At 63.0% G+C, this 15836-nt stretch carries 15 protein-coding genes; 7 read left to right on the top strand and 8 right to left on the bottom strand.

Translation table 11 applies throughout. The features are described 5' to 3' along the window. Positions 1-105 precede the first annotated feature (105 nt). The 3 genes from AC5WNI_RS05560 to AC5WNI_RS05550 form a co-directional block, all read right to left on the bottom strand. On the bottom strand, positions 106-438 hold the full coding sequence (locus AC5WNI_RS05560) for a hypothetical protein (RefSeq protein ID WP_324692010.1): 333 nt from the start codon (positions 436-438) through the stop codon (positions 106-108). A 96-nt stretch (positions 439-534) separates the two neighbouring features. Further along, positions 535-867: a hypothetical protein gene (locus AC5WNI_RS05555; RefSeq protein ID WP_368448565.1), complete on the bottom strand. Its 333-nt coding sequence runs from the start codon at positions 865-867 to the stop codon at positions 535-537. 86 nt (positions 868-953) lie between these two features. After that, positions 954-1295, bottom strand: a complete 342-nt coding sequence (locus AC5WNI_RS05550; protein WP_368448563.1) for a hypothetical protein — start codon at positions 1293-1295, stop codon at positions 954-956. Between the two features lie 1230 nt (positions 1296-2525). On the opposite strand from AC5WNI_RS05550, the gene AC5WNI_RS05545 reads away from it, so the two are divergent. Together AC5WNI_RS05545 and brnQ are read left to right on the top strand one after the other, a co-directional pair. Then, on the top strand, positions 2526-3770 hold the full coding sequence (locus AC5WNI_RS05545) for a DUF1853 family protein (protein ID WP_368448561.1): 1245 nt from the start codon (positions 2526-2528) through the stop codon (positions 3768-3770). 270 nt (positions 3771-4040) lie between these two features. Next, positions 4041-5381, top strand: coding sequence for a branched-chain amino acid transport system II carrier protein (gene brnQ, locus AC5WNI_RS05540; RefSeq protein WP_285460244.1), 1341 nt, complete (start codon positions 4041-4043; stop codon positions 5379-5381). 135 nt (positions 5382-5516) lie between these two features. Here the strand turns inward: brnQ and AC5WNI_RS05535 are convergent, their stop codons facing one another. After that, on the bottom strand, positions 5517-6017 hold the full coding sequence (locus AC5WNI_RS05535) for a gamma-glutamylcyclotransferase family protein (RefSeq protein WP_368448559.1): 501 nt from the start codon (positions 6015-6017) through the stop codon (positions 5517-5519). Between the two features lie 132 nt (positions 6018-6149). Further along, complete coding sequence (locus AC5WNI_RS05530) at positions 6150-6515, bottom strand: YqcC family protein (RefSeq protein ID WP_368448557.1); 366 nt, start codon at positions 6513-6515, stop codon at positions 6150-6152. A 75-nt stretch (positions 6516-6590) separates the two neighbouring features. Between AC5WNI_RS05530 and AC5WNI_RS05525 the strand changes: the two genes are divergently transcribed. Further along, positions 6591-8579: a cation:proton antiporter domain-containing protein gene (locus tag AC5WNI_RS05525; protein WP_368448555.1), complete on the top strand. Its 1989-nt coding sequence runs from the start codon at positions 6591-6593 to the stop codon at positions 8577-8579. Between the two features lie 199 nt (positions 8580-8778). Then, entirely contained in the window at positions 8779-9045 is a 267-nt protein-coding gene (locus AC5WNI_RS05520) for a late competence development ComFB family protein (RefSeq protein ID WP_217485873.1), read from the top strand. Between the two features lie 215 nt (positions 9046-9260). On the opposite strand, the gene AC5WNI_RS05515 is transcribed toward AC5WNI_RS05520, so the two are convergent. The 3 genes from AC5WNI_RS05515 to AC5WNI_RS05505 form a co-directional block, all read right to left on the bottom strand. Then, positions 9261-10025 (bottom strand): amino acid ABC transporter ATP-binding protein, encoded by a 765-nt coding sequence (locus AC5WNI_RS05515; protein WP_175089764.1) that lies wholly within the window; start codon positions 10023-10025, stop codon positions 9261-9263. Next, on the bottom strand, positions 10022-10696 hold the full coding sequence (locus AC5WNI_RS05510; RefSeq protein WP_175089763.1) for an amino acid ABC transporter permease: 675 nt from the start codon (positions 10694-10696) through the stop codon (positions 10022-10024). The genes AC5WNI_RS05515 and AC5WNI_RS05510 overlap by 4 nt, the downstream gene beginning before the upstream one ends. A gap of 148 nt (positions 10697-10844) precedes the next feature. Beyond that, positions 10845-11579, bottom strand: coding sequence for an amino acid ABC transporter substrate-binding protein (locus AC5WNI_RS05505; protein ID WP_368449830.1), 735 nt, complete (start codon positions 11577-11579; stop codon positions 10845-10847). A 778-nt stretch (positions 11580-12357) separates the two neighbouring features. Between AC5WNI_RS05505 and AC5WNI_RS05500 the strand changes: the two genes are divergently transcribed. The 3 genes from AC5WNI_RS05500 (at position 12358) to rimK (ending at position 15586) form a co-directional block, all read left to right on the top strand. Next, positions 12358-13482 carry a DUF3549 family protein gene (locus AC5WNI_RS05500; protein ID WP_368448552.1) on the top strand — a complete coding sequence of 375 codons (1125 nt, stop codon included), beginning with the start codon at positions 12358-12360 and terminating at the stop codon, positions 13480-13482. 488 nt (positions 13483-13970) lie between these two features. After that, positions 13971-14480 (top strand): ATP-dependent zinc protease family protein, encoded by a 510-nt coding sequence (locus tag AC5WNI_RS05495; RefSeq protein WP_175089760.1) that lies wholly within the window; start codon positions 13971-13973, stop codon positions 14478-14480. A gap of 197 nt (positions 14481-14677) precedes the next feature. Beyond that, positions 14678-15586, top strand: a complete 909-nt coding sequence (rimK, locus tag AC5WNI_RS05490) for a 30S ribosomal protein S6--L-glutamate ligase (protein ID WP_175089759.1) — start codon at positions 14678-14680, stop codon at positions 15584-15586. The last annotated feature ends 250 nt before the right edge of the window (positions 15587-15836 follow it).

Raw genomic sequence — 15836 nt, 5'->3', positions numbered from 1 at the left:
CAGTGAAATCTTTGTTCGGGTCAACTGGGCTAACCGAGTCAACAAGGTCAGCCAGGTCGCAAGCAGAGTCTGTCTTAGGTGTCGTCAGTGTGACGGCGCGACGCATCAGGCGTTGTCGTTCAGGGCATGCTCGACACGTGACGCGGCAACGCTCTTGCCGGAATCATTGACGAACTGCTGAGTGTCGCGAGTGACCTGCGCCTGCTGGCCCTTGAGGGTCTGGCTGTTCAGCGCCTGCTCGACACGGCTGGCCGCAACGCTCTTGCCTGCATCGGTGATGGCCTGCTGCTGAGTGGCTGCCTGCTGGGCCTGACCGTGGATCACGGATTCACTGATGTTGGCGCGAACCTGCTGGTCGGCAACGCTATCGGCATTGGCGACGCCAGTGGCGGTCACGGACAGGGCAACGGCGGCGATAAGGGCATTGAGGGTTTTCATGAGATGACTCCAAAAAAGGTGAATAGCGAATAGATAAAAGGGAGATCAGTGCTGCTTTGGCCCCGGGCCTGGGGCCATGAATCAGGACCTGCAGACTCAGGCGTTGTCGTTCAGCGCATCTTCAAAGCGTGATGCCGCGACACTCTTGCCGTTGTCGTTGCTCAGGCTCTGGCCGCGGGAGACGGCGTGCTTCTGTTCACCCTTGATGGTGTCGGCGTTCAGGGACTGCTCGACACGGTTGGCAGCGGCACTCATGCCGGACTCAGCAGCATTCAGCTGCGTCGCGGCGGGCTGCGCCTGGCCGTGGATGACCTGTTCGCTCAGTGCGGCACGCACCTGGGCATCGGCAACACTTTCATCAGCGGTGGCAACGCCGGTGGCAGCAATGGAAATGGCAGCGGCGGCGATCAGGGAAGTCAGGGTTTTCATGATGATTCTCCAGAAATGGGCAAGGTTGAATGTCAGGTGAGGCGATGTTCGGGGGTCACCGAGTTGTCAGCGTGACCCGCTCTGCTTCAGGCGTTGTCGCTGATGTGCTGCTGAACGCGGCTAGCGGCGACGCTCTTGCCCTGATCATTGACGGTGGCGTTGGCTTGGGACACGGCAGCGGTATTGAAGCCGCGGATGTGGTCAGCATTGAGCGCCTGCTCAACGCGACCGGCAGCAACGCTCATGCCCGTTTCGGAGAAACTCTGCTGGCTGGTGGCAGCCGGCTGAGTCTGGCCCATGATCTGCTGGCTGCTGATGGCGTTCTGGACGCGCACGGCGGCAGGGCTATCGTCGGCTGCGAATACGGAGGTGCTGGCAGTGGCGATGGCGACGGTAGCGATCAGAGTCTTGAGGGAAATGTTTTTCATGGTGGATCTCCTGGTCCTGGTGCGGATGCTTCCGCTTTGAGTCGTTGTCAGTCAGTGATGGAGTGGTTTGCTGACCCCTGTCCGGGCCCTGGCCTTCACTGACTATGGTGCGTGCTGCGTTTCGATGATTAACAGACTAATGTTTATGCTGCGTTCAAACTAGCCGTGCAACTGGAAGCTCACTGTTTCTCTTTGAGCAACGCTACTGGAAACGAACGGCCTTCCCCCAGCACTTGCCCCTCCTGCCCTTCCCATTACCTATAAAGCTATTGCAGCGGTTCTGAAAAGGTTATGTACAATATGGAGAGTGCAAGAATTCCTTGTTTGCGTGCTGGACCATCCCCTTGCGCGGCGCTTCGTCCTGGCAGATCACTATCGACGTTGGTTGAGGAAGACAGTGACTTACCCACCACCTTGGTCGAACATGCTGCACGCTGCAGGGTGTGTCTTGCTGTGCTGATGAGTTATACGTCGCCACAGCAGAACTGGATGCCACAAAAACAGTAAAATGCGTATTTTTCTTTTTTCTTTGGCTGAGACGCCTGAAAACAGCGTACAGCAGCAAGAAATTGTGCACATCAACCTTTACGAATATTTATTGACCGATTGTTCAGGGTGTGGATCTTGCCCCTCACACCGTCAGTCGGTGACGCCTTGCCCACTGATGTCGAGTCGATTCATGTCGCTCGACAACCAAGAGCTCTAGGTCAATACCGCCTCATCGGCCCTGCATATTTGCTGCAACGTTGATGGAGGGCATTGTGAACCTCGCGAGCCGCGGGATATATCCACGCGCCGGAACAGGATTGATTCCCCCAGCGAATCAATTCAGCGCTATTCCAACCCAGACTGAAGCACCCTCACCTATCCACGCCAAGTAACCTCAACGTTTTCAATCGCTTGGGCGACCCACACAACGATGTCAAAACGATCACAGCCCGGGGACGGCCGTCGCATTACCGGCGACGGACAGCAGAACGTGCTGGAAGACCGTCAAGAAAGCGGCGAGAAAGTGTCGTGTGAGCAGCGCAAGGTTGGCGCAAAGGCTGGCGTAATAACTGGCGTGAAGAGTGGCAAGTGAGGAAAAGGAGCGAGAAGACAGAGGGAGAGAAGAAGCGCCAGCAGGACACCACGACCGGCAAGCAGCACTCGGCTCGGTTCCGCACAGGGCCAGCCCCGAACGAGATCGCGCATTATCGACCGTCATGCGACGTGGGATACACTGCCGTCATGCCTATCGAGCCCGAAGCCCCGCCCCATGCATCGCCCCCTCTTGCCCAATGGGCCGACTCCCCCTGTGCGACCGGCTGCGACCTGCGCCGCGACTGCGCGCGCTACAGTCACCCGCGCGTCAGGGATATCGCCTGGCTTCTGAATGCCCCGGACCTCTTGCAGCTTGCGCGTTATCCGCGCCCGTCCCTGGCGGCACTCGGGCTGGAGGATGACCACGTCCGCCACCGCTGGCTGATGACACTGGAGCAGGCACCCCACGCGCTCGAGGCCGCCGTGAATGAGCGCCGCCACTACCGCCTGGGCCACTACCACGAGCTGCTCTGGCAATTCGTGCTGGCACACGCACCCGGCAGTCGCCTGCTGGCCAACAACCTCAGGATTTCCCGGGGCAAGATCACGCTGGGCGAGCTGGACATGCTCTATCTGGCGGCGCGAGACACGTTGCCCACGCACCTTGAGGTCGCGATCAAGTTCTATCTCGGCCTGCCCGAAGGCCCTGAAGCGGCCGACAGTCCGGCACGCTGGATAGGCCCCGGCGGCGCCGACAGCCTCGCCATCAAGTATCAGCGCAGCCTTGAGCATCAATTGCCCCTGGCCTATACCGAGCGCGGACAGCAGACGATCCGCCAGGCACTTGCCAGACAATCGCTGGCCAGACAGGCAGGCGCGAGCGAGACGAATCCACCGCCGGTAGAAGCCCCAATTGCCCCGCTGCTGGCGGGGCAGCAACTGGCTTTGCCCGGCTGCCTGTTTCGCCCCTGGCAGCCAGACAAGGCGCCCGCCGACTGGCTGCCCCCGCCCCGCCATTGCCACCCCGAGAGTGCGCGCCAGGCCGGCTGGTGGATGAGCGTCAGCCAGTTTGCCGCCTTCTGTCAGACCCTCGAGGCCTCCCCGATGCATGGCGGCCCGCTGCTGGGCTGCGTCAGAGAAAAACCTGCCTGGCTGGCCGCCCCGCCCGTGGCGTCGCTACAACCATGGCATGAACTGGACCGCTGGCTGCGCGATCACTTCGAGCTCCCCGGCGCCGCTTACGACCTCAGGCCGGACGAACCGGTTCAGCAGCACAGCGGCCAGCGCACGCATCAACACCCCCGCCAGCTGTGGCTGGAGCGCAGTGTGGCGGCGCCTGACGGCGAGCCAATCACCGCCAGCTCGCCCCGCCAGCAATGGCGGATCTTTGTGGTACCGGACGACTGGCCGAGCTTCATTCCACTACCGCCCCCACCACCTGCCGCACAATGAGACTGCCGCGAGGCTTGCTGGTGGCTTTGTCTTGCCACGTGAAATCAACGATAATGCGCCGCGTCAGATCAGGGTGGCGACAATCCGTCAGCCTGATCTCGCCATTCGGCCCGCGCGCAACACTACCCCGCTGCTCCCGGGTCTGCTGGTGACCCACCCCTGTCGCTAGCCAACGGCTTCTCGGCACGTCATTTCTGCCTGACCGACCACCTCATCGGTCACCTGATGACGCCTGCTGCAACGCATCTGCTGAATCCGTAGGACGTCATAGTGAAAACACGACTTTCCAGCCTCGATATCGTGGCGCTGGGCTTCATGACCTTTGCCCTCTTTCTGGGCGCAGGAAACATCATCTTCCCGCCTCAGGTGGGTCAGGGCGCGGGGGCCGAATTCTGGCCTGCGGCACTGGGCTTTCTGGCCACCGGTGTCGGCATGCCGCTGGCCGGTATCGTCGCGGTGGCCGTGATCGGCGGTGGTCTCGACAAGATCACCTCGCCGTTGCCCAAATGGGCGGCCGCGGCCTTCGGGGTCGCCATCTACCTGTCCATCGGGCCGATGTTCGCGATTCCGCGCACCGGCACCGTGGCCTTCGAGATGGGCATGCGCCCCTTCATCGACATGTCAGCAAAGAGCGGCCTGGCCCTGCATTCGGTGCTGTTCTTCGGCATCGCCACGCTGATCGCGCTGAGCCCGGGCAAGTTGATGGATGTGGTCGGCAAGTGGCTGACGCCACTGCTGATCGCGCTGCTGGCGCTGATTGCGCTGTTTACCATCATCGACCCGCAGGGGCCGCTGGGACCGGTGAGCCCCGAGTGGGCCGAGGCGCCATTCATGACCGGCTTCCAGCAGGGCTACCTGACCATGGATGCGCTGGCCTCGATGGTGTTCGGCATCCTGATCGTCTCGGCGATCAAGGCACGCGGCATCACCGCGACCGCTGACGTGACCCGCTACACCCTGTGGGCCGGCGCCATCGCCGCCATCTGTCTGGCTGCCGTCTATCTGCCGCTGACCTACATGGGCGCCACCAGCCATGCGCTGGTCAGTGAAGCCGCCAAGGGCGAACTGATCCCGGTCTACGTCGAGGCACTGTTCGGCGATGCCGGCAAGCTGATCCTGGCGCTGGTCATCACCCTGGCGTGCCTGACCACCGCAGTGGGTCTGTTGACCTCCTGCGGCGAGTTCTTCCATCGTCTGTTGCCGAGCGTGCCCTACCGCCTGCTGGTGATCGTGATGGCCGTGGCTTCGGCGTTGATCGCCAACCTGGGCCTCTCGACCCTGATCAGCGTCTCGATTCCGGTACTGGTGACGCTCTATCCGCTGGTGCTGGTGCTGACGCTGCTGTCCTACCTGCGTCCGCGCCTGCACGATGCACCGCGCGTATTCGCCTGGACCTTAGGCCTGACGCTGCTGGTCAGCCTGCTGGATGGCTTCGAAGCCAGCGGCATAGACTCGCTGATGGCCATCTCGCACCGCATCGAGCCGCTGCTGCCGCTGGCCTCGGTGAACCTGGGCTGGCTGGCACCGGCACTGGCGGGGCTGATCATCGGCATGCTGGCCAGCCGTCGTGACCAGACGAATCTGGACCCGGCACTGGCCGCGCAGGACTGAGGCTCACGCCAATCAGTCACGCAGCATGTCCAGAAACACGAAAGCCCGCCTCTCCAAGGAGAGGCGGGCTTTTTGTTGCCACACGGCAGGTGACAGACAATCGGTGACAGGCCCCCGTCCGCCAGCAGGCGACCGTCAGCGCGGCGTACTGCGCGACAGGCCCAACTGAGCCAGGGTGGCGTCATCCAGCGCTTGCACGGCCTCGACGCCGCTCAGCGCCGTGAAGTAGTCCGGCGTCAGGAAGTCACGCCCGCCTAGCAGGTGCTCCAGATACTCGTGTGCCGGCTTGAGGCCCTCGGCGGTGCGCTCGGGCAGCGCCACATACACCCAGGCGTCGATCACGCCTTCACGGGTGACGATGGGATGAAGGAAACGCTCATATTCATGCGGGTGGCCTTCGAAGGGGTCCATCAGCGTGATCTGCTCGGACTCGAGCAGCTCGTACAGCACGCCTTCGACGCGCTCGCCCGGCGCAGGCTGTACGTTGGCATGCGCGATACCCTCGACCCGGGAAGCCTTGTCGAAACTCAGGCGATGCTCTTCCAGCCAACCATGCACGGCCCGTCGCGTCTCGCCGATGCGTGCCACGACACGCGCCGGATTCATGTTGCTGCCGTAGGCGAAGTAATAGGCCATGCAAGCTCCTGAAGGGGTCGCGTGGCGTAATGCGAGGGCATCACGCCAGCATAAGGGGGCACAGTGGGAGGTGTCGGGGAGAGGAGGCTCAGTACGAGGTGAGCTTCCTGCTCGGCAATCAGTGCGTCGCGATCAATGCGTCGTGACCAGCGTGTCGATCTCGCGAACCACTTCCGTCATCGCCACGCGGCGCTCGGGGCGGGCATCCTTCAGCCAGGCCTCGATGGCCGGTGCCACTTCACACTTGATGGGGAACGGCGCACGGGCATCGCACAGCGCATCCAGACGGGCGATGAACACGAAGCGCAGCCACTGGCCCATGTCCATGCTATCGACACAGAATGGCTCCACACTCATGAGGGCCTGCGGGGAAGGCGTGTCCATGCGCCACAGGTCTGCTGCCTTCATGGTCGCTTCCAGACGTACCAGCAGCGCGCGCAGCTCGTCGTAGGGATTGCCGGCGATCTCGCCGTCATGGGATTGTTCAGTCGGATTCATGCGACCTCCGTCAAATCATGCAGGGTTCGTTCACGCTATTATCCCGATGTTGCTCACGGAAGGCCAGGAGGCCGCATGGCAGACACGCTGTTCAATGATGTGATGATATTGTTGGGGGCCTCGGTGGTGGCCGCGGCGCTGTTCCGCCGTCTGCATCTGCCGCCGGTGCTGGCCTATCTGGCGGTCGGCTTTATGGTCGGCCCTCATCTGGCGGGCTGGATCGGTCGCCCGGAAGAACTCGCCTTCCTGTCGGAATTCGGGCTGGTATTTCTGCTCTTCTCGCTTGGCCTCGAATTCTCGGTGCCGCGCATGCGCGCCCTCAAGACCACCGTGTTCGGGCTGGGCGCCTGTCAGGTGGCGGTATGCAGCGGCCTGTTCTGGGCGCTGGGCTCGGCGCTTGGTCTGTCGCCGGCGGCGGCACTGGTCGCGGCCGGCGCGCTGGGGCTTTCCTCCACCGCCATCGTCACGCGGGAACTGGCGCGCTGGAATGAACTGGACAGCCCCCACGGCCACGCCGCCGTGGGCGTGCTGCTGTTCCAGGATCTCGCTGCCCTGCTGTTCCTGATCCTGATTCCAGCCATGGCCGGTGATGGCAGCCAGCTGCTCAGTGACCTGGGCCTGATGCTCATCAAGGGGCTCGGGCTGGTGGTGGTGATGCTGATGATCGGCAAGTGGGTGCTGCCGTTGGTGTTCCAGGAAATCTCCCGCGCGCGCTCGGAAGAGCTGTTCGTGCTCACTGTGCTGCTGGTGGCGCTCTTCTCCGCCTGGCTGACCCACAGCCTGCATCTGTCGATGGCGCTGGGCGCCTTCCTGGCCGGGATGATGCTCGGCGAGAGCCATTTCCGCCATCAGATCGAGGCCGACATCCGGCCCTTCCGCGACATCCTGCTGGGGCTGTTCTTCGTCTCGGTGGGCATGTTGCTGGACCCGCAGGTGTTGCTGGCGCAGTGGTACTGGGTCGTCATCGGCGTGGCCTGCCTGCTGGCGACCAAGGCACTGCTGATCACCGGGCTGGCGCGCCTCTCTGGCCGGCCGCTGGACAGCGCGCTGCGCACTGGCCTGGTGCTGTCCCAGGGCGGCGAATTCGGCTTCGCGCTGCTGGCCCTGGCCAGCCAGCAACGCCTGATGGACAACGAGACCGTGGGCCTGGTGGTGGCGATCATCATCGGTTCGCTGGTGGTCACGCCGAGCCTGATTCGTCACAACCAGCAACTGACGCGCCGCCTGTGCCGCTCCACCACGCCCACCCAGGAGAACCCGCACACCACCGCGGAGCTGAGCGCCGCCACCGCCCCGCTCAGCGGCCATGTCATCGTGTGCGGCTTCGGGCGTGTCGGCCAGACGGTGGGGAGATTCCTCACGCAGGAGAAGCTTGAGTGGATCGCCATCGATGTCGACCCCATCCGCGTCCACGAGGCCGCCAGCGCCGGTGAGCCGGTGGTGTTCGGTGACGCGCAGCGTCTGGAAATCCTGCGCGCTCTGGGCATCGAACGTGCCCGGCAGGTGGTGATCACCGTGAATCAGCTCTCGCATGCGCTGGCCATTCTGCGTGCCATCCAGCCGCTGGAACTCGAAAACCTCAAGGTGCTGGTGCGCACCCAGGATGACGCGGACCTCGAGACCTACAAGGCCGCCGGGGCCACCGAGGTGATTCCCGAGGTGCTCGAAGGCTCGCTGATGCTGGTCTCGCACGTGCTGGTCAATCTCGAGGTGCCCTTCCGACGGGTGGCGCGCTCGATCCAGAATGCGCGTGAGGCGCGCTACAGCATGCTGCATGGCTATTTCCATGGTCAGCAATCCCAGCTGACCGACAAACGCGGCAACCCGCTGCTGCGGCGTCATCCGCTGACGCTGACCGCCGATGCCTGGGCCTGTGGCCGGCGGCTGGACGACATCGCCCTGCCGGAAGTGTGTGGCATTCTCGTCTCACGCGTGGTGCGTGCCAGTGGCGAGAACCTGGAAGAGCCCACCGGCGACCTGATGCTGGCGTGTGGCGATACACTGGTATTATCGGGATTAGCTGATCATATTGAAGAGGCGGAAACCCGCCTGCTGACCGGCTGAGAGGCCTTGCGCGGCAGGCGACACCCAAGACTCCGCCGCTCTCTGCCCTGCCGCCAGCAACCGAGCTTGCGTGCGGGAGGAAGAACGTCACAGAGAGCCAGCTCGGATGTACATGCTGATGAGCACACTGAAGGGATCGACATGTCAGGGGGCACGGCCCTGCATGGGAGATAGCACCCATCACCAGAAGGGAATACACATGGAAAGCGCAGGCGTACACAACTACATGGAGCAGCTGGTGCTCGACCAGCTGCGCTTGCACCCCGATAGCCACGCCATGGATGTCGACAGCCGCGAAGACGTGGCCTGCATCGCGCTCAATCAGCTGGCGCCCCGCTATATCCGCCACGACGTCGACATGGCGTTCTACATGGCGCCCGCCGAGCAGGAGCTGCTGGAAGAGCGCGTCTCGATGGCGCTTCAGGAAGCCTTCGACAAGGTGCGCGCGATGCCCCGCCACGGCTAGCCACGACTTGCGCCCCTATGACCCTATGACCCTATGACCCTATGAAAGGTCGCCCTGAAACGCGCCCGGCAACACCAGTAGCGGGTCAATGATCACCGCCAGAGAAACGACAACGGCCACCGCGACGATCTCGCGGTGGCCGTTGTGTCTGTCGCAGGTACTGCCCGGGGCGTTACATCACGTGACCTGAGGGTCATGACCTCAACCGAGCAATATCAGATTCCCTCGGCGCACTGTGGCGGCACCTCATCCAGCACCTTGCGCAGGAAGGCACGCGTGCGGTCATCCTTCGGCGCACTGAACAGCTGGCTCGGCGGCCCCTGTTCGACGATACGGCCGCCTTCCATGAAGATGACGCGGTCGGCGACTTCCCGCGCGAACTGCATCTCGTGGGTGACCACGATCATGGTCTGGCGCTCGACCGCCAGCTGCTTCATCAGCTCCAGCACCTCATCGACCCATTCCGGGTCCAGCGCCGAGGTCGGCTCATCGAACAGGATCACCTCGGCCTGGGCCGCCATGGCGCGCCCGATGCCGATACGCTGTTGCTGACCGCCGGACAGAGCCGCCGGGAAGGCGTCCGCCTTCTCGCTCATGCCGATACGCTCGAGAATCTCGCGCGCCCGCTGGTGCGCCTTGGCCTTGGGCCAGCCATTGACGACGATCAGGCCCTCGGCAATGTTCTCGAGCGCCGTCTTGTTGGCGAACAGCGCATAGTTCTGGAACACGAAGGCACTGCTGCGACGCAGGCCGAGAATGTCGTGACGACTGGCGCGCGCAGCCTCGACCTTGCGCTCACCGATCTGGATCTCGCCACCATCGGGCTGCTCGAGGAAGTTGATGCAGCGCAGCAGGGTGGACTTGCCGGTACCCGACGGGCCGATGACGACGATGATCTCACCCTGCTTCACTTCCAGAGTGATGCCATCGAGTACGGCCTGCCCGCCGAATTTCTTGACCAGGTTTCTGACTGCAATCATCGCTGATAGGCCTTGTTGAGTCGTTTCTCCATCCAGCGCTGCACGAAGGACAGCCCTTCCACCATCACCCAGTAGACGATGGCCACCATGATGAAGGATTCAAAGTACAGGAAGCTGCTGGCCGCTTCCTTCTGGGTCGCGCCCATCAACTCGGTCACCCCCAGCGTGAAGGCCAGCGACGTGGACTTGATCATGTCCACGAAGTAGTTCATCAGCGTGGGGGCCGCCACACGGGCCGCCTGAGGCAGCACGATGCGCCGCATCAGCTGGGCATTGGTCATGCCGATCGAGAGCGCCGCTTCGGTCTGGCTGCGATCGACCCCGACGATGGCGGCACGGATGGATTCGGCCATGTAGGCCGAGAAGTGCAGCGTCAGGCCGAGAATCGTCGCGGTGACGCCATCGATCTGGGTCAGGAACGCCATCACCTGCGGCAGGCCGTAGTAGAACAGGAACAACTGCACCAGCAGCGGCGTGCCACGGAAGAAGGAAATGAACACGATGGTCAGCGCATTCAGCACCGGCACCTTGAGCACCCGCACTACCGCCAACAGCGAAGCCAGCACCAGCGCGGCCACCATGCCGATACAGGCCATCTTGAGGGTCAGTGGCAGGTATTTGAGCATGACCGGCAACAGGCCAAGCATGTAATCGATATTGAGAGTATCCATTCGTTATCCGGACAGGCTGGGGGGCTTGGCTGAGGGTCTGGAAAGACACCCGTCGACATGACGACAACGGGGTGACGGTCAAGCCGTCACCCCGTTTGCACATGACATCCTTGCATGCGCCCTTGTATCAGGGCGCAGCGGGCAATGTTCAAGGCGTGGTGATGTCGATGCCGAACCACTTGTTGGAAATCTCGGCCAGGCGGCCATTTTCCTTGAGCTCGGTCAGCGCGGCATCCACCTCGTCACGCTTGGCCTCGCCTTCGGCGTCCTTGCGGAACGGCAGTGCGTTCTCGAGGCGCGAGAACGGCTTGCCAGCCAGTTCCAGCGGCAGCGGCGTCTTCTGGATCACCTGGCTTGCGCTGACGCGGTCCATCACGAAGGCATCGACACGGCCCAGGGCGGTGTCCTGCTCGATGTTGGACTCATAGGTCTTGATGTCGATCTGGTCGGCGTACGGCAGCTCTTTCATCAGCGCTTCGTAGTTGGAGCCCAGGTTGACCGCCACGCTGTGGCCCTTGAGAGACTCGACACCGGTGATCTCGTCATTGCCGCGACGCTTGACCACCTGGGCTCCGTCATAGACGTAGGGCTGGGTAAAGGCGAACTTGTCCTTGCGCGCATCGGTGATGGTGATCTGGTTGGCCACGGTGTCGATGCGGCCGGCTTCCAGCGAGCCGATCAGCCCGGAGAAGCTCATGGTCACGAATTCGATATCGTCGCCGGTGATCTCGCCGACGGCGTTGAGGACATCCACTTCAAACCCCTGCAGCTTGTCCTGCTTGACGAAGGTGAACGGGAAATAGCCGCCCGACATGCCGACCCTGAGGGTGTCAGCCTGTGCCGCCAGGCTGCCCAGAGTGGTCGCGCCCAGCGCGGCAGCCATCACGGCGCCCTTGAGAGCGGTAGAAGAGAAGACAGCTGCGAGCGAACGTGATTGGCGCATCGGGATTCCTCATGGATCGCAAGACTGGGCCAATGGCGCTGGACGGTCGCTGACATACGGCTGAACGCGGATGTCGATTCGACAGAACAGGCATAAGCACAGCCTTTTATATGTGATTTGGTTGTATAGGATAACGGGGCTGACCCGCATTCCCAATCATTTCATCCCTTAAGGACATAACCATAAGGAATAAGACAGCAATTCTGTCAATGGCCGCGATTCTAGCACGCCTGTCTTGGCGGGCCAGTGACGTCGTCTGGGCTAGCTGCAGCGCTGGATGTCAGCCTGACGACAAGCGGATGACAGTTATTCACGCCATCCGTGGACGATGCTGTGGATAACCCGTCTCGGTCACGCTGCAAGCCGCGCCAGCCGTGGGATGACGAAAATTGATCAAAAATTCATCAACCTGCAAAACGCGCAGCGGGGCTTGAGGAGCCGCGTCATCTGTCAAGCCATCACGGGCCGAAAGAGCGGCCATAATAGAAACAGGTCGCTCTCTTCCCTCTGGCCACCATCACACGCCAGCGGGTGGCATGACAGCCGGTGAATCGCTAAAGTCGCTGCCATTCCAGACATGCTCAGGCACATGTCACGCGCCGGCAGCTGTCACTCAACGACACGTGCCACGCCTGGCAATGATGCTCGACAAGACTCTTTTTCCGTTCTCCACCACGCCCAGCCAGGACGTGGCGGAGACATAGCCGTGGTGAGCCTCATGACTCCTCTCTCTTCCTTGAGCAACTTCTTCACACGCACCGGCGCCGAGCTGCACCTTTATCACCTGGGTCGCACCCTGGCCCCGCTCAGCCTTGAGCAACTGGAAGCCTTCGAGACCGAACAGCAGCCGTGGGAGCAACCCTTCAAGGGCCAGGCACGCCTGGCATGCGTATTCCGCCCGGCCGGGCTCGACGATCCGCTGGTGTGGTTTCTGGCCCTGCCGCTGGATGAGGAAGGTCGTCTGTCTCCCGCGCAACGCGACGCCTTCCTCGAGCGCTTGATCACGACGCTGGGTCAGACGGCGCTGACCGTCGGCCGGCCTGATCTCCAGCAGGCCGAGGCAGGCAAGATCGACAACCTGATGCAGGACAATCCGCTGGCCTTCACGCCGGACGACAGCCTGCGCGCCATGCTGCACGCCCGTGCCAGTCTCGATTGCGACCGCCCTGCCAGCCAGTACTACGAGCTAGCCGAGCGGTATCTCACCGCCCAGCTACCGCTGGATGACTGGCCGTCACTCGGTCTGCAGGGCATCGCCGACGTGCTGACACGGCGCGGCGAGCTGTCCAGCGAGCTTGCCGCGGCCTTCGTGCAGCGTCTGGCTGACCTGCCGGACACGCCGCTGCGCGCCATCGCGCTGTGTCTGGAGCAGGCGCCGCCCGCCCATGCCCAGCTGGCTGGCCCGCTGCCCCAGGAATACGAGGCCGAGCTGCTCACCGCCTTGATCGCGCGTGGCCAGGCCGCTCGTGATCTGGGTGATCTGGAGACACTGTGCGCCTGCCTGCGGGCCGCCGGCGCCAGCCCTCGGCCTGCGGCGGCGGAGTGGATCGATGCCTTGCTGGCAGACGAAGGGGCCGTCAATGTCGACGTGCTGGTCGCGATCGCTGCTCGCGGCTACTCCCATCTGGAAGATGCCGAACGTCTGCCGGCCTTCCTGACCCGCCTGGCCAGTTGCCCGCAGGCCAACTTCGCCGCCTTGGCACGCGACCTCGCCCTGATTCCGCGTCTGCGCCTGCCGGTGCTGATGACGCTGCGCAATGCAAGCGCGGACAGCCCGCTGGGTCAGGCGCTTGCCGCCCTGACCCGCCAGGCCGATACCGGCAACCCTGCCCCGCGTCATTGACGCCGGGCATGCCCGCAGGTGACAGTACTTGAGATCATGCGCATAACCCACGACACTCGAACAGACACTTGATCGGACACTTGCTCAAGGCATGGAATCGTGGCTGATCGGCACCGGTGAACAGGGAACGCGGCGACGCGCCAGTTGCACGCCGTCACCTGCGCCTGTGGCCGCGGGGGACTTGCCCAGCGCCCTCAAGCGAGGCGTCTGGCGGCGATGAAAGCGCGCCATGTCCGCGTGCCATGACCGCGCGCCCGGGGCGTTTTGCCGGGCGCTGTCCGCGCCACCGTCATACCCCACTGCGTGACGCGAAAAAAGAGGCTTCAGCAAGGATTGCTGTCAGTACGTTAAGTGACTATGCTGCGCGCCCGCCTGGCCATTACCCCGCCAGGCCGGCAACGCACATTACGCTGTGCCGCGCCTGCCCGGTGTCTTCATGCCGTGAGCCGCTGCCCGCTTCGCTCACGTCCTCTGATTCAGGATGAAACATGTCGCATCACAAGAACACTTCGCGTCATCATATCGACAAGGCACCGCCCCTCGATCTCAAGACACTGAATCATGACCTGCTGGGCTTTCGCCCGCGTGGCGTGGTGGGTCGGCGTGAGCTGATCGAACTGCCGGAGCTCAAGCTGCACCTCAATGCCAAGATCGACACCGGTGCACATTCCAGTGCGCTGCATGCCGAGAGCATTGAGGTCTTCGAACACAACGATGATCTGTGGGTTCGCTTCATCACACGGACCGGCGGTAGCGACTCCCCGCCGCATACGGTCGAGACGCCGGTGCATGATCGCCGCCGCGTGCGCTCATCCAATGGTCAGGCCGAATGGCGCTATGCAATCCGCTCGCGCATGAAGCTGGCCGAGCTCGACTACGATATCGACATGACGCTGGTGGACCGCTCCCAGATGCGTCATCCCATTCTGCTGGGGCGCCGTGCCCTGCGTCGCCTGCTGGTCGCACCGGGCGCCGCCTATCTGCACGGCGAACCCTGACGGCACCAGCCAGGCGCGCGGCGACATGCTTCGGCACCCCGCCTCAAGACGCTGACGCCGCTGCCATCTGCATCGCGTGACGCCTCGAGACGGCAAAGGCCTCACCGGCGAATACCACGCCTCCTGACGGGCATCACGTCAGTCGCCTTCTGATTCATTCCTATCTCTGTCTGGCCCATTCGGCTCCGGAGGATTTCATGCATATCGGTATCCTGTCGCGTAACTCACGCCTCTACTCCACCCGACGCCTGATCGAGGCCGCCGAGGCACGTGGCCACACCGCACGCGTGGTGGACACGCTGCGTTGCTACATGAACATCGCCTCGCACCGCCCGTCCATCCATTACAAGGGCGCCGAGATCGAGCACTTCGATGCTGTCGTGCCGCGCATCGGTGCCTCCGTCACCTTCTATGGCTGCGCCGTGCTGCGTCAGTTCGAGATGATGGGCACCTACGTCGTCAATGATTCCGTGGCCATCTCCCGCTCACGCGACAAGCTGCGCTCCCTGCAGCTGCTGTCACGCAAGGGCCTGGGCCTGCCGGTCACCGGCTTCGCGCATTCGCCGGATGACATCCCCGACCTGATCACCATGGTCAAGGGCGCGCCGCTGGTCATCAAGCTGCTGGAGGGCACCCAGGGCATCGGCGTGGTACTCGCCGAGACCAACCAGGCTGCCGAGAGCGTGATCCAGGCATTCATGGGCATGAAAGCCAACATCATGGTGCAGGAATACATCAAGGAAGCGCGTGGCGCCGACATCCGCTGCCTGGTGGTGGGTGACAAGGTGGTGGCGTCCATGAAGCGTCAGGCGGCCGATGGCGAGTTTCGCTCCAACCTGCACCGTGGCGGCACCGCGAGCGAGATCCGCATCACGCCGGAAGAGCGCTCCACCGCCATTCGCGCCGCCAAGGCCATGGGTCTGTCCGTCGCCGGTGTCGACCTGCTGCGCGCCAATCATGGTCCGGTAATCATGGAGGTGAACTCCTCGCCGGGCCTGCAGGGTATCGAGAGTGCCACCGGCAAGGACATCGCCGGCCTGATCATCGATCACATCGCCAAGTCCGCCGCGCCGGCCAAGAAGATTCCGCCCAAACCCAAGGGCTGAGGGCTGAGGGCTTGAACCTCAGGGCACTGCGCGCAACGCTTCCCGAGGGTGCAGGTCGCCATGACGGCACCCTCGGCGCATCTGTGCCAGATAGTGTTACGGACAAGGGGCTGGGCGACGAATCAGGGCAAGCACAGCGTCTGAAGGCAGCGATGATCGTCACCAGAACGTCATTGTATTGTCGTAAACTGCAGGGATTGACAGTGCGGGAATAAATATCCTGACTTTCTGGCCTCAAGGGGTAGAAAAA

The organism is Cobetia sp. PDI-12MA, assembly GCF_059507695.1.
This window is presented reverse-complemented; position numbering and strand designations above follow the sequence as displayed.